Raw genomic sequence first — 14,779 nt, 5'->3', positions numbered from 1 at the left:
AAAAAATTGGTCTTAACGGCAACGACTTGGACATTAGCATGAGTACGTTTTTAAAAAGCTTGAATCTCCAAAGTAATCGTACCCAATTGCCGAGCTGTCTTATCTAATAGCTCGGTTTTCGTCCCTTCCCTTTCCCTCATTTTGGTAACAACTTCGTCAAGCAGAGCATAAAAAGCCTCGTCTTGTAAGCAAATTACATTCAACAGATTAATATTTTAAAATCAAAATTTCTATGGTGAAAATAACAAATAAAACGCTAGCCTCATTCAATCAGATGAGGTTATCAATCTCTATTAAATTCTCAACAGGTGTGTAAATATCTGTATCTTCCGAAGGTGTTTCGATAGTCATTACGAGGCTATAGTTCACTGAAGAGTTATATCTCTCTAATTTTTTTCTATTCTTCCACCATCCGCCTACAGGGTATATAGCAATTTTATTTCTTGTAGCTAAGTCGGCGGCAGTTCCTTCCCAAATATCTTTGTGGATAGAACCTTTATCTCTTAATTGACTACCAAGAATCCAATGGTCTGTACCTTCTCCTACATACGACTCATCCCTAAATGTCCTACTAATTCGCCCTCGAAATGCAGCCTCACTTTCATTCGAGTTTATCATTTTAAACCTAAGCCCATGAGATTTATAACTAGCCGATAATTCATATTGTCTATTGCCTGGGTTTGGCTCAATGAAATACGATAAAGTTATTTTAAATTTAACTGTTGTCGCAAGCAATTCTTGCAAAACTTCAACAGGCCAAGGAAGGTCAAACAAATGAAATTCATTGGTCTTGACCGTTGAGCCGTCCAGCCTGAAAGGAGTTAAAGTCCTTTCAATAATCATAGAAAGGGAATTATTAGCACTATATCTAGCCTTTTCTAAGTTTGGTACTCCATATCCAACGTGTGCAATTAATTTTTCTTTTTCTAAGGATGGAAGCTGAGTAATAGAACGATTGCCAAGCATCTCTGGTGTCCAATCAGCAGAGTGAATCATTAACGCCCTAATTGTTTCTGGTTTTAAATTAGGATAACCAGTATATAGTTCTGCCAAAAACTTTGAAGCCAAAGCTGTTGAGGCACTGGTATCGTTAAACGTTGTAAACAAACTGCGTCCTAACCCGCCTCTAGAGGCACTAAGTAATAGTAATGATTCTGGGCTAATTATTCCGTTGTTTTGAACAGCCCAGTTTCCACCTTCCATAACAATGTCTGGTTTTTTACACCATTCATGGAGCCAGCCAATAGAAGTAGTATTACATGGTGACATTTCACCCCTTTGAGCCAATAGTTCACTATCAGGAAAAGCCTGCAAATCTATTCTGTCCTTTAATGTATAAGCACCTACTGTTATTGTGTTATATGATTGAGCAGGGTCTTGTATGGTCGAATCCTCGTTGCTAAGTGGGTAATTTATTCTTTCTTCTTCAAGCATATTACCCGAAGAAACAACCATCAACAGTTTGGTATTTGGTTCATCAATTGAACCAAATAGCGTTTGGTCTATCGCCGCAGACCACGAGGTTGGCCGTCCTCGGTGAATAGTATCTGCGCATGTTACGGCCATGCAGACAATACGCTTAAACTGAGGATTAATTATTTCACCTCTTGCTATTGCTTCCTGTGTAACCGCTCCATATAAGATCGGGTCATGCGGAACATTGGGATTAATGAATTTAATACTTTCCAAATGGTGGAATATTTGAATTCGTTCATTGGAAGCCAAAGCATCGGTCAAGTCACCATAAAAAGATAATGCAGCCATTGGGGTTCCATGTCCGTAAAGGCCGCCTGTATCAGCAGTTGTCCATGCTGGATCCACTGAATCTAAATGATGCATGGGAACTAGTGGTGCTAACAATGGATGTTCCCGATTAACACCGGTATCAAGCAAGCAAACGGCAACCGCATTTTGTTCAGAAAGTATTTCTATTCTGTTAGTTAAATCCTCAACCCATTGGGCTTCTTCCTGTCGCTCCAATGTAGTAAAGAAATCTGCCGTTTCTCTCGGCTTTCTTATTTCTGCAAGTCTATCAGAATATAATATCGCACTTAATTGGGAAGCCGTTCCTCTCAGTAAATAAATCCAATGTTCAGGGAATTGTAAAAATCTATCCCCGATTTGCAACCCAGCATCATTTAATCGCGGCAGTAGATTTTCAATGGGATTTTCGATATTGTCGGCTACATCACGATGTAACCACACCTCCCACCAAACATCCTCATTTAATAAGGGAAACGTCAATTCTGGCTCTTGCCAAAAGCTCTGTAAAGTTGCAGCCTTTATCTCCTCAATATTTGCAATAAGGGATTGATTGTATGGATTGCCGCCCCCCTTTACAGAACCATCTTCATTGTAGGTTAAAGGGGTTGTTCTATTTAAATAATCTTCAATCTTTCTGAGAAACTGAGCAATTGCGCGGCGATTTAAGCAAACAGTTGCTTCATAATAAGCATGAATACTGTCGTCTTCAATATTGCTGGATATTCGTTTATAGGATGCGAGCCTAAAATTCCCTTTGTCAAATTTATCAATATCCAAAAGAACATCTATCGGCGATTTGAAAACGACATAAATTACATCGGTATCTTGTTCATCATAAACTTCTCGAAAATCATCTACTGCTGTTTCAAACTGCTGCCTGATGTTTGTTCCATGCTGCTGTCTATTGCCTATTGGACGCGGAACGACTTTTGACCTGCCCGTATTGGGGCTGGTATATGGCAAAACTTGAGTTCTTTCATTGATTAGAATGTGGTTGCGTAAAAATCGAGGCATGCAGCAATCTTATTAGTATGGGTTTTTACGTTGGTGTGCATACAAAATCAAACGATCTTCCGAAACTTCACTTGCACCATATACCAAATAGTCTTTGATTATGTCCTCACATATCTTATGAATTTCAGCGTAACTTAAACCAACGGATTCTTGGGAAATTTTCTGTAGATTAAACTTCTTTGACAATTTGAACTCTGACAACTCTTTTTTATATAACTGATATATCTTCTCCTTATCAGGTAGAGGAAATTGTATAATATCATCAAATCTCCTGAAAAGTGCTTTATCTAAAGATTCAGGATAGTTAGTTGCTGCAATTATCAAGCTCGAAGAATCATCTTTTTCGATTTGAAGAAGGAATGTGTTTAAAACCCTTTTTATCTCTCCGACATCATTACCCTGTGAACGGGTCGTTCCTATACTATCAAATTCATCAAAAAGATATATAGCCCTAAATTGGCGCATTGAATCAAAAATCAAACGGAGTTTGGCTATTGATTCTCCCATATAGCGGCTAATTAACCCGTCTAATCTTATTATAAATAATGGCAGACCTAATTCGCTTGCTAGCACTCTCGCTGACATCGTCTTTCCACAACCAGGAGGGCCAATAAACAAAAGGTTCTTTCTTGGAAATAAATTATTCTGTCTTAAAACGTCCAATTTTTTTTGCTCATCCAAAACTCGCTTCAAAGATTTTTCCAATTCTGGTATAAGAACCATTCCCTTCAGCTTTTCGTTCGGATGAACCAATTCAAGTAGGTCATTAAGCTCTTTTTGACTGGCACTTACGGGAAAGGATTTGACTACACCCAACGGTGTAGATTTCCCTGCCTTTGCCTTGTCTATTAGATTTTTTAGTTCTTCGGCAAGGGCATGATGACCATTCCTTGCTTCCGATGCTGCAATTTGCATAGCAGTAGCATAGAAGCGAGAATCATCTCCTTCCGCAAAAGATTTAATCAAACTTTTTATTTGGTCTGCTGCTGCCATGATATGAATTACTTACTCAAAGATAAACTTCTCAGTGATTAATATAGTGTATTACAACCATATACCATAATTATACTTGCGGTTTAATTATTTTTCAGAAGAAAAGAGGTCTTTCAAGATATTTTCTTTCGTTATTGTATTCTAACACTTTTCTGTGCAAATCTTGTGCAAATGAAAAAAGGGTTTCAAGTGTATAACCTGAAACCCTTGTCTATTCAGCTCCCCCTGCTGGACTTGAACCAGCGACCCTCTGATTAACAGTCAGATGCTCTAACCAACTGAGCTAAGGAGGAGTGTTTTCCCTTTCGGGGTTGCAAAAATAGGAATTTTCACTATCCAACAAACTATTCAGCACTAATTTTTTACAGAGTTTTTCTTCTTTTTACAATAACCCCGGTTACCGGGCCTGAAAATTATAATTTAATGATATAATTAAGCACAAGGGCCGGGTTTAGTGCCGGTAAAGCTGTGCCGCTGCCTGTATTGCCAATGGTACCAGCTGCCGTTACGGTGTGATTATGGCTGTCAGACCCCGTACTCAGGTTAACATTACTACTGTTGTAATTCGATGTATGGCCGTTGCTGGTGGTCCGGAATAAAAAGCTGTTGTCATTATCTGTACCCGCACTGGTTCCAAAACGGCCATTTCCACCAATCGCACCCGTGCTGCCAATCAGATTGGTATTTTCGGCAAAATAAGCATCCTGGTAGGTATGGGTATGGCTGTCCGAGGATGTTGTGCTTGTGCTGCCGGTAAAACTATGGTTATGTGCCGGCAGGTTGGTAACGGCTATACTTAAAGCCTGGGTACCGCCGTTGGCTCCCAGGGTATTATTGGCGTTTATGCCGCCTGCTGTGGTTAAACGGCCGGCAGCTGTGCCACCCATATTATCCAGTCCAAAAACGGTCCGGCCACGCAGGTCGGGCACATTAAAGGTAGTTGAGCCGTTCCCGGCGCCATATACAGTACCGATAGTGGTAAATAACAGTGCGTTAACCGTACGGCTGATGGCTGCGCCATTACACAATGCCCAGCCATCGGGTACCACCGAGCCGGCAAATGGCATAATGGTGCCGGTAGGTACGCCGCCGGATCCGCCGCTGACAAGATTGGTCCATGCGCTGCCGTTATAATAATAAAAGCCGGTTACATCATTGGTCTGGTATACCAGTAAGCCCGTAGCCGGGTTTACTATGCCCAGGCGTTGTGTTACGGTTAAACGCGGTATCAGCAGGCCCTTGTCATTAGCCGTAATGTCTAACTGGGCAGTAGTATTGGGCGATGTGGTGCCAATGCCCACCTGGGCCTGGCTGTTATAAATGGTAAAGGATAAAAGAATAATCAATATTTTTTTCATAACGATATTTTTTCCTGTAAACAATTAGTGTTTGGTAATTTTAAAATAGTGGGTCTTGTTTTGTTCGGTAGTTACAGCCAGCAAATAAATACCCGGCTTTTGCCCGCTTAAGCTGTACGAAGAAGCCTGCGACCAGCTTTTTAACGGCGTGCCGGCACTGCTGTACAGGGTTACGGTTTTCACTGCATCGGTACCACTAGGGGTAATTTTAAAGCCATCCGTTACAGGGTTAGGAAATAACACCATTCTTACCTGCTGCACATCAATGGCATCCACCGTTACAATATTGGAAAAACTATGCTGCCCGTTAAGATCGGTTTGTTTAATGCGGTAATACACTTGTGACGGCTGGTATTGCAGGTCGGTGGCCTTATACAAGCCCCCCTGTGTACTGTTCTTTGCCGGTATATTGGCCACCACCACCTGCCAGGTTATGCCATCCATGCTGCGTTCTACGGTAAAGCTTTTTACCTGCTGCTCCTGTTTGGTTTGCCAGCTTATTATAGTATGTTGCCGGGCCCGAAAAGCCTGTACTGTTCCCCATTGTACAGGTAGTGGTATCAGTATATTGGCAATGGCCAGTTCGTTTAGCTCCCGGGCATTTACGGCATTACTGGTTACATAATTATCTGTGTAATCAGCATCCGATGTGCCTAAGGACCACCATTGGGTGTTATCGTGCAGGTTTATCTCCAGCATGCTTTCGGCCATGCCGCTTAACTCCGCATCATCATAAAACATGGAAATATACCCGCTGTATGCACTGGTATTATGGGCAAACTTGTATACCCTGGCGGCATATTGGTTAACCGTGTAGTTTACCAAGGTGGTGTTTTTTTCCAGGCTGTTATTCATAATGGTAAAGCCTGCGGAGGGCTGCAGCGCCAATCCATCAGCGTAAAAAACAGTGGAAGGAGCAATGTAAAGAGGAACAGAAGCCTGTGCTGTAAAAATGGTTTGTGCGTGTATGCCAACAGCAATGCAACAACTGCTACCCAGTAAGTAGAGTTTTCTCATATAAAATTGGATTTGCCCTTATTAACGGGCTGCTCCGATTTTATTGCCGGGCCTGCGTATAAAGCGGGGTTTATTTGATATTTGTCAATATAAATTTAGGTAAAGCCGCCTACCGGGAGATAAGGGTTACTTACTAAAAACTTACCAAAGGAAAAAGCCGGAAGGTTCCAGGCCCAGGAAAATACCGTCTTCCCGGTTCTCTACAGGCCAGCGTTTTAAAAAATACCCTTCACCGGTAACATTGCGGCCATTCCGCATATCAAACTTATAACGGTGTAAGGGACATACTACCCGGCCCTGCGCATCAATATATCCATCCACTAAGGGCTTGCCGGCGTGCGGACATAAATAGTTAAAAGCAAATATTTCGTTATTAAACAGGCCAAGGCATATTTTTTTACCCTTGATTTTTATCACGGCAATATTATTATCAGCAAAAGGCAGCTCGTTCACATGCATTGCTATCTTATGCCATTCATACGTTTTTTCCACGGGTAAAATTTATAGTACAAAGTTCGCAGATAATAATGAATAACAGTACCCGGCATTAAAGGGTTGAAACCTCAGATAATTGATTTTTTTCAGATGCTTTTGGGATAATCGCAAAACAGGAAATGTTTATCGGCATGTGTAAAGTTGGCCCAATTATCCGTTGCAACCGAAACGGCAAATATGCCGCAGGTGGGCAGTTCATCAATACGCGTGCTGGTTAACAGGTTGGCAAAATCGGTGAGCCCGTTATTGTGCGAGAATACGGCAATATGGTTATACCGGTTGTCGGTATTACTGATCACATCAAAAAAAACGGTTGGCGGAGCAAGGTATAAGGCGGTGTGATAAATAATCTCATCTTTCTCCCGCTTATAAGTCTCGGCAAATATTTGTGCGGTCTTCTTTGCCCGTTTGGCGGGGCTGGCAATAAAGGCGTCAATGGTTATACCTTTTTCAACCAGGTGCCTGGCCATTCGGGGCGCATCACGTAAGCCTCTTTCATTTAACGGGCGGTCAAAATCGCTTAAGCTAAGGTTTCCCCAGTCGCTTTTTGCATGACGTACCAGAATTAACGTTTTATATGGTTGCTGGCCATTGGTTTTCATTTTGTGAAGTTAATAAATGTACCCGGTTTAACCAGTTGCAAACACATACATACTATATGCCGGTACCGGCTATGGATGAGTCCAATATCTGTTGCGGTATTATAAGTTAAAATGAATAGCTTTGAAGTTTTAGATACCATAACGGGAGATAGAATGAGTAACCAACACAGATATGTGGCCATTATGGCCGGGGGAATCGGAAGCCGTTTCTGGCCCATGAGCCGTACAGGATTGCCTAAACAGTTTTTAGATATTTTAGGATTGGGCAAAACACTTATTCAGCAAACCTTTGAAAGGTATGCCCGCCTGGTACCTGCAGAAAATATTTTTGTTATCACATCGGCCGAATATGTACACAAGGTACAGGAGCAATTGCCTGACATACCGGTTGAAAATATTTTAGCTGAGCCTTCACGCAAAAACACGGCGCCCTGCATTGCCTATATCGGGTTTAAACTATTGCAAAAAGATCCGCAGGCCGTAATGATCGCAGCACCGGCCGATAACCTGATATTGGATACCGATGCTTTTGTGAAAGTGGCTGAAAAAGCACTTGATTTTGTTACACATATCAATGCCCTGGTAACCATTGGTATTAAACCCACCAATCCCAACACCGGTTATGGTTATATACAACACGATGCACCGGAAGCAGCGCCAGGCATTTATAAGGTAAAAACCTTTACCGAAAAACCCAACCTGGAGCTGGCAAAAACATTTGTGGCCAGCGGCGATTTTTTATGGAATGCCGGCATCTTTACCTGGAAGGTAAAAAACCTGGTAGATGCGTTTGAAAAATCATTACCCGAGATGCATGAAGTTTTTCATGCCGAGATGGACAACTTTAATACGCCGAATGAAAAAGCGGCTATAGAAAGAATATATCCCCAGTGTACCAATATCTCTATAGACTTTGGTATTATGGAAAAAGCCGATAACGTATATGTCGTGCCGGCCGATTTTGCCTGGAGCGACCTGGGAACATGGAACAGCGCCTGGGATAATATGGAGAAGGACTATTTTCAAAACGCAGTGATCGGTGATCATGTAATGATCGTTGATGCAAAAAACAATATGGTACATATGCCGCATAACAAACTGGTATTGCTACAGGGCATGGAAGATTATATTGTAGTAGATACCAAAGACGTATTACTTATTTGTAAAAAAGAGAAAGAACAGGAAATAAAGGAATACGTAGCCGAAGTAAGAAGGAATAAAGGCGACAGGTTTTTATAATAAACCCAACCGGTGGGCTTAACTTTTTAGCATTACTAAAATGGTAAATCAAGGCCGGCCTTAATTTTGGCTATTAGCTTATCTGCGTTTGTTCCGTTTTCCAGGTGACAGTATAATCCCTCCTCAAAATCAGGGTGATCCAGTAAAGGAGACAGTTCCTGTATCAGATATTGTCTTACAGAGTCGGGACCATTTAAAACTTGCTCATCAAAATTCTTACAATTTTCAAAAATATATACCATGTCTTCAAAGTCGCGGCTTGTTCGTAAATCGCCGCCTCTTGACTTATAGGCCTCCCATTTGCAAGCCAGGAAATAAGGCAAAGAAAAAATATGGATTACAGTTTCATCGTCCAGCTTATAGGGAATTGCATGATTAAATCCTTCGGCATACCACCGGTTACTGAATCCCAGGATTGTTGAATCCGTTGGCATGATATCGACAATAATCCCGTCGATAGTATACCGGCATATCACACCGGAGGAAACGTCATTGATAAAACCCAGGCTTCTGAGCCTTTCCTCCATTTGAGTATGATCGGCGTAGGTGGCCAGCTCTACCACTATATCCACATCATCGGTAGGCCTCACATTGGCGGATATTGCCTTTTGTGTGGCATATAGAGAAACAGTAGCACCGCCAACAAAAACATAAGAATGATTAAGCCCTCTTAAACATTGAGCTACTGCTTTTATCCGTATAACATTTTCATGCATCTTGTATATTGAATTTTTCTTTCAACAAACGGAGGGCTATTTCTTTTTCTCTTACTTTACCCATGCGCATCACATCAACCAGGGATAGTAAGTGATACAGTGTTTCATCTTTTAAGGCCGCCTGCACCGCATTAGGGTACAAAGGGCTTATTGTTTCCCCCCGGGCTTCTCCTTCAGCGTGCGGCCATATCACCAGGTCATTTAACTGGTTGGTCATAAGGTATGGTGAAATTGCGGGAGAGGAAAAAGCGGTAGGTATACCAACAGCAAGCGGTCCCCGGATAGCAGGGAACACCCGGGGCAATCCATATTGAATAAATTCCAGGAAGGCCTTTCTCATGACCGTCTTTTTCGAGGCATCCAGCAAGCCTGCCTGTGCTGAACGCTGTAAAGAATAACTTACTTCTGCAGGACTTAAAACCAGGTCTTGTGCAATATCCTTACTCATCCAACCTGGGTTGGAAATAATTATTTTTAACAATACCGCTATATCCTGTGGGCGCATGCCATGGTGCTGATTCATAGTATAAAGATACAAATAATTCACAATTCATGAATCATGAATTGTGAATTAGTAAATGACGACACAGCAGATATTACACAAAAAATTGACAACCAATTAAATATTTAAAAGGTTAACATTACCTAAGGGACCAGGAAGTACCTGCAAACAAAAAGCAATGGCACCGGCCATTGCTTTTCTATAAACGCTAACTTAAAATTTTATAACCGTTTGGATACCGCTTTTAATTCGGTAAAAGCCTTCTTCTCCAGCCCGGCGATCTCTATCAGCATATCGCCCATTACATCATAATCGGCCTGCGACTGTAAACGGCCTTTATAGATCCCCGCCGCCTGTATGGCCGCATCACGCCAGCGGTCGCCCGCTTTGGTAAACTGCTGCGACAGGTCCAGCAACTCATCTACCGGGTGGTAAGCATGCGATTGCTGCAAAAACGCCCCGTAAATAAAACGGAAACCACCGCCACCTGTACCTATCTCCTCCTGCATACGCACCAGTTGCGCCAGGTAACTGCGGGCTTTATCGTCGCCCAGTTTATCCTTCCAGGTTTTTATTTTTTTGCCGGTGTGCTGTATGCCGCTCACGCCGGCAAAAAAACCGGGAATGTTCAGCATATCCCGCACATTACGCTTAATACCTTTTACAATGGCCCGTTTAATTTGCTCATCAGTTACCGGGTTGGTAATGGTACCGGGGTAATACAGCTGTCCGCGTGGTGCCAGCGGGCCTTTAGCAAAACGTACCCTCTCCAGTTCATAGCTGCTTAAAGTATGCAGACCTTCCATCACCGGGTCGCTGATCAGGTAATTATCTCCTTCCTTACCAATAACAATCAGGTTATGGGCATTAAAGTGGAAACGGTACTCCTTGGGAAAATAGGTCAGGTAATACACACCTACCTGGCAGGCGGCCGGCAAGCCTTGCTCTAATCTTTCATCCAGTGCCTGTTGTGCTTTCTCTTTCGATAAAAATTTTTTGCGTACCACCGGCACACCTAAGGACTGACAGGTGCGCTGAAATATTTTACCGGGCATGGTCCGGAACGATATCAGCGGGGCATTATTCACTTTTACCACACTCAGTATAATGTAAAACAAACCCGAGCCAATACCAAAAGCCAGGGGCTCGGTCATTTGCTGTACACCGGCGTGTTTTAACAGGCTAACGCTTACGCCGTTCTCACAATGCGCCGTTTGTATATGTTCAAAATCTAATTTCATGTAAATGTGTAATGTGGATAAGGCAATAATAAACAACCGTAGTTGTTCGTGTAGTTATATTAAAAGGGCTTTTTTAATTCGTCAACGCTTATATCAAAAACTTCTGCATATTTTTTCAAACGCTGTTCGCTCAGCTTTTGAAAAGGTCCGTATTTTAAATGGCGCTTAATGGTGATCCCCCAGAAGCCGGTATAGGCCGATAAAATTTTAACATCCATCAGTTTTTTTTCCATGAAATACAAAAGGGGACTGGCTTCCCTGCGTTCCACCTTCTGCCGGGCATCGGCCACCCGTTTTTCAATATCCTGCCAGGCATGGTCCAGCGCTTCGGCTTTTACCGACCAACCCGTACTCAGGTCAGTGGTATAATTACCGGCATCATCAACGGCATAAGCTACCTCTTTGGTAACATTGTTCAGTGCGCTGGGGTCCTGTGGTATTTCCTGCTTTTTCATGTTGCGGCAAAGTTATACCAAATTAAAATAGTAAGTATTTTTTGGGGCTGCCGGCTGCATAGCCCTGGTCAGCGGCAGTACCGGCTGTTGCGGGGTGCCGTGCTACGCTGGCGCTGCGCACCGGCTCCCCCTGGTCGCCGCCCTCCACATCCGGCAGCCCGTCGGCTTTATAACATTCTTCAGCATTACCACAGCCGTAAAGGATGGTAAATTAAGGAAGATGTTTGTACCACTGAGTAGCACTAAGATTTTTCACATAGGCGCACAAAGTAGGGGCACACGGTCTCCGTGTAACTCCGTGAACTTACTCCTTTACCTCTGTGGTTAAAAGCCAGTCATAATACGTAAGGCGCCCCTGGGGTTAAAATCCGGCACTAATAAATCACCCATCCGTCTTATCTTAGTAATATGAAACAATTACTTCTTATCACCGCTATACTCCTGAGCATTACTGCAACTGCTCAAAACAACGACGAGCAAACCATCCGCAATATTCTTAAACGACAGAATGCCGACTGGAATGCCGGTAATATCGATGCGTTTATGAAGGGTTACTGGGAAAGCGATTCCCTCATGTTCATTGGTAAAAGCGGCATTACCTATGGCTGGCAAAACACCTTGAATAATTACAAAAAAAACTATCCCGATACTGCCACCATGGGCAAACTGCATTTTGATATAATATCTGTAAAACGTTTATCCGTGCTTTACTTCTCCGTTGTGGGCAAGTGGCATTTAACCCGTAGTGTAGGCGACGCCCAGGGCCATTTTACCCTCCTGTTTAAAAAAGTAAACAAACAGTGGGTTATTGTAAGCGATCATAGCAGCTAGGCCAATTTGGTAATTAGTTAATTTGGAAATTTGGTAATTGAATGCTGGTACAAGGGGAGTTTGATTATAATATGGGTGCGGTATATAGTATTTAGACAGGAATTTTATCTAAATACTAATATCTTAATACTAAAATCTACACCTAAAACTACTCCTTCCCGGGCCCGTACAAACTTACCCCACCCCGGGTGCCGGTATGTACCGCTTTGTCAACAGTTAATTGACCGTTCACCAGCACATACTTAAAGCCAATAGAATAGGCATGCGGTTTTGTAAAAGTAGATACATCGTTTACCTCGCCGGCGTCAAACACTACTATATCCGCTGCCATACCTTCTTTTAATAAACCCCGGTTATGCAGCATAAACTTTTGCGCTGGCAGGCTCGTCATACGGCGGATGGCTTCTTCCAGTGTTATCACTTTTAAATCGCGGACATAATGACCCAATACCCTGGCATTAGTACCATAACCACGGGGGTGGGGCATGCCCGCGTTAAAAATGCGGATAGAAGCATCACTGGCAAACATGTTATAGGGGTACTGCATAATGTATTGAACATCTTTTTCACTCATACCATGAAAAACAGCACTGGCGCCCCCGTTGGTCATAATATCCATCACGGTTTCGGCCTCCGCTTTGGCGTTGTGTTTACGGCCCAGCATCAGGTTAATGGCTTCAATACTTTTTCCGTTATAGCTGGTGTCCGCAGCATAATAAGCCACTACCGCATAACTCAGGTGTTTTAATTTCCTTTTCTTTAACCTGGCCAGTATATGTGCCGTTACCTGTTTGCGTATGTCGGCCCGTTGAAGCCGGGCTTTAATACTGTCCTGTCCATCGGCTAAAACAGCATCGGGCAATAATGTGCTGATGCCGGTACTGCTGGCGGTATAGGGGTATTGGTCTATCGTTACTTCAATGCCTTCTTTACGGGCAGCTTCTACCATGGCAACCGTTTCTTTACTGCGTCCCCAGTTATGCTGGCCGCTTACTTTAAAATGTGATATCTGTACCGGTAATCCGGCCTCTCTTCCAATAGTAATGGCTTCATTAATGGCTTGCACTACACTGTCGCCTTCATCCCGCATATGGCTGGCATATAAACCCCCATAGCGGGCTGCTACCCTGGCAAGCGAAACGATCTCGGGCGTTTTGGTATAAGTGCCGGGTATATAAATTAAACCGGTAGAAAGGCCTACGGCTCCTTCCTGCATGGCTTTTGCTACCAGTTGCTCCATCTGTTGCAGCTCAGCGGCCGTCGCATCGCGGTTGGCCCGGCCCATTACGGCTTTGCGTACATCATTATGTCCAACAAGCGTAGCTACATTCACCGATAATCGTAGTGAATCTATCCAGCTTAAATACCTGCCTATGCCTACATTAGAAGCCCCGCAATTACCTGCAACCACCGTAGTAACCCCATCGTAAATAAAACTTTTTGCCTCGGGGTCCCGGCTTTCATCGCCCTCAATATGCGTATGTACATCAATAAAACCGGGAGCTATCGTTAAGCCTTTTGCATCTATGATCCTGGCGGCGGTGGCATTGTTTATACGTCCCAGCTTTACAATCTTACCATCCTTAACCGCAATGTCTCCATAATACCAGTTATTACCGCTGCCGTCAATAATACGGCCGTGCTGTATTAACACGTCATAATGTTGCTGGGCCTGTACAAATGATGAAAAAAGCAATAAAACAACAGGGAGTAAGCGCATAACAAAAAGTTGTAAGTATAGTAAAACGGAGTATGTAATATTAACCGAAAATATATTTTTAAACAAGTTTAATTTAGCAATAACAGTTTGTTGGCAAAACCCTGCAACGAAGCGTTTATCTTTGTAGCTATGCCACGTACATACAAGCATTTATTTTTCGACCTCGATCATACGCTCTGGGATTTTGATGCCAATGCCCGTGAAACCCTGACCGGCTTATACAGCGACCTGCAACTGGAAAAAAGAGGTGTTCATAACTTTGACCTGTTTTATAAAAACTACCTGGTCCACAATGATAAACTGTGGGAGCGCTATCGCAAAGGGTTTATCAAACAAAACGAGTTAAGGGTAAAACGCATGTGGTTGTCATTGCTCGATTTTAAAATTGCAGACGAAGCCCTGGCCAAACAAATGAGCGAACAGTTTCTGGAACTGTTACCTACCCGCACCATATTATTCCCGCATGCAATAGAACTGCTGCAATACCTGCAGGATAAAAACTACGAGCTGCACCTTATCACCAACGGTTTTGAAACCGTGCAGCACAGCAAACTAAAACATTCGGGCCTGGCGCCATTCTTTAAAGAGGTGATCACCTCCGAAGGGTCCAATAGTTTAAAGCCAGAAAAAGAAATATTTGAGTACGCATTTAAACGGGCGAATGCTGTACCCGATAGCAGCATTATGATCGGCGATACGGTTGAAGTGGATATATTAGGGGCTAAAAATGCAGGTATAGACCAGGTATATGTTAATCACGTAGGTAATACTGAACAGGTAAACAGCACTTATACGGTTACATCGCTGCAACAGTTGTTCGATATTTTTTAAA

General features: G+C 42.9%; 14 protein-coding genes and 1 tRNA gene. 3 read left to right on the top strand and 12 right to left on the bottom strand.

Annotation, left to right across the window (positions count from 1 at the left end; genetic code table 11):
• Positions 1–270: 270 nt before the first annotated feature.
• The 7 genes from ACFS6H_RS04030 to ACFS6H_RS04000 form a co-directional block, all read right to left on the bottom strand.
• Positions 271–2,778, bottom strand: a complete 2,508-nt coding sequence (locus ACFS6H_RS04030) for a S8 family peptidase (protein WP_386095467.1) — start codon at positions 2,776–2,778, stop codon at positions 271–273.
• A gap of 12 nt (positions 2,779–2,790) precedes the next feature.
• A complete protein-coding gene (locus ACFS6H_RS04025) occupies positions 2,791–3,771 on the bottom strand; it encodes an AAA family ATPase (RefSeq protein ID WP_386095465.1) in 981 nt (326 codons plus the stop codon).
• Positions 3,772–3,990: 219 nt separating this feature from the next.
• Positions 3,991–4,064 (bottom strand) — tRNA-Asn (locus ACFS6H_RS04020).
• A 120-nt stretch (positions 4,065–4,184) separates the two neighbouring features.
• Positions 4,185–5,129 (bottom strand): phage tail protein, encoded by a 945-nt coding sequence (locus ACFS6H_RS04015; protein WP_386095464.1) that lies wholly within the window; start codon positions 5,127–5,129, stop codon positions 4,185–4,187.
• Positions 5,130–5,153: 24 nt separating this feature from the next.
• Positions 5,154–6,146, bottom strand: a complete 993-nt coding sequence (locus tag ACFS6H_RS04010) for a T9SS type A sorting domain-containing protein (protein ID WP_386095463.1) — start codon at positions 6,144–6,146, stop codon at positions 5,154–5,156.
• Between the two features lie 141 nt (positions 6,147–6,287).
• Positions 6,288–6,638, bottom strand: a complete 351-nt coding sequence (locus ACFS6H_RS04005) for a Rieske (2Fe-2S) protein (RefSeq protein WP_386095461.1) — start codon at positions 6,636–6,638, stop codon at positions 6,288–6,290.
• 89 nt (positions 6,639–6,727) lie between these two features.
• Entirely contained in the window at positions 6,728–7,243 is a 516-nt protein-coding gene (locus ACFS6H_RS04000) for a SixA phosphatase family protein (protein WP_386095459.1), read from the bottom strand.
• Between the two features lie 153 nt (positions 7,244–7,396).
• Between ACFS6H_RS04000 and ACFS6H_RS03995 the strand changes: the two genes are divergently transcribed.
• The gene (locus ACFS6H_RS03995; protein ID WP_386095457.1) at positions 7,397–8,482 is read left to right on the top strand and encodes a mannose-1-phosphate guanylyltransferase; all 1,086 of its coding nucleotides are present in this window, start codon (positions 7,397–7,399) and stop codon (positions 8,480–8,482) included.
• 35 nt (positions 8,483–8,517) lie between these two features.
• On the opposite strand, the gene ACFS6H_RS03990 is transcribed toward ACFS6H_RS03995, so the two are convergent.
• From ACFS6H_RS03990 to ACFS6H_RS03975, 4 genes are all read right to left on the bottom strand, one after another.
• Positions 8,518–9,198, bottom strand: a complete 681-nt coding sequence (locus tag ACFS6H_RS03990) for a hypothetical protein (protein ID WP_386095455.1) — start codon at positions 9,196–9,198, stop codon at positions 8,518–8,520.
• Positions 9,191–9,721, bottom strand: coding sequence for a hypothetical protein (locus ACFS6H_RS03985; RefSeq protein ID WP_386095453.1), 531 nt, complete (start codon positions 9,719–9,721; stop codon positions 9,191–9,193). Before ACFS6H_RS03985 ends, ACFS6H_RS03990 begins: the two co-directional genes overlap by 8 nt.
• A 200-nt stretch (positions 9,722–9,921) precedes the next feature.
• Entirely contained in the window at positions 9,922–10,941 is a 1,020-nt protein-coding gene (locus tag ACFS6H_RS03980) for a BtrH N-terminal domain-containing protein (protein ID WP_386095451.1), read from the bottom strand.
• Between the two features lie 59 nt (positions 10,942–11,000).
• Entirely contained in the window at positions 11,001–11,396 is a 396-nt protein-coding gene (locus ACFS6H_RS03975) for a hypothetical protein (RefSeq protein ID WP_386095449.1), read from the bottom strand.
• Positions 11,397–11,804: 408 nt separating this feature from the next.
• Here ACFS6H_RS03975 and ACFS6H_RS03970 point away from each other — a divergent pair, with 408 nt between their 5' ends.
• Positions 11,805–12,227, top strand: coding sequence for a YybH family protein (locus ACFS6H_RS03970; protein WP_386095447.1), 423 nt, complete (start codon positions 11,805–11,807; stop codon positions 12,225–12,227).
• 148 nt (positions 12,228–12,375) lie between these two features.
• Here the strand turns inward: ACFS6H_RS03970 and ACFS6H_RS03965 are convergent, their stop codons facing one another.
• Entirely contained in the window at positions 12,376–13,947 is a 1,572-nt protein-coding gene (locus tag ACFS6H_RS03965) for an N-acyl-D-amino-acid deacylase family protein (RefSeq protein WP_386095445.1), read from the bottom strand.
• Positions 13,948–14,076: 129 nt separating this feature from the next.
• Between ACFS6H_RS03965 and ACFS6H_RS03960 the strand changes: the two genes are divergently transcribed.
• Entirely contained in the window at positions 14,077–14,778 is a 702-nt protein-coding gene (locus ACFS6H_RS03960; RefSeq protein WP_386095444.1) for a YjjG family noncanonical pyrimidine nucleotidase, read from the top strand.
• Position 14,779: the final 1 nt, after the last annotated feature.

The organism is Terrimonas rubra (genome assembly GCF_042686025.1).
In the GTDB taxonomy this organism is placed as follows: domain Bacteria; phylum Bacteroidota; class Bacteroidia; order Chitinophagales; family Chitinophagaceae; genus Terrimonas; species Terrimonas rubra.
The sequence above is the reverse complement of the archived record's forward strand: the minus strand, read 5'-3'. Positions and strand labels throughout refer to the sequence as shown.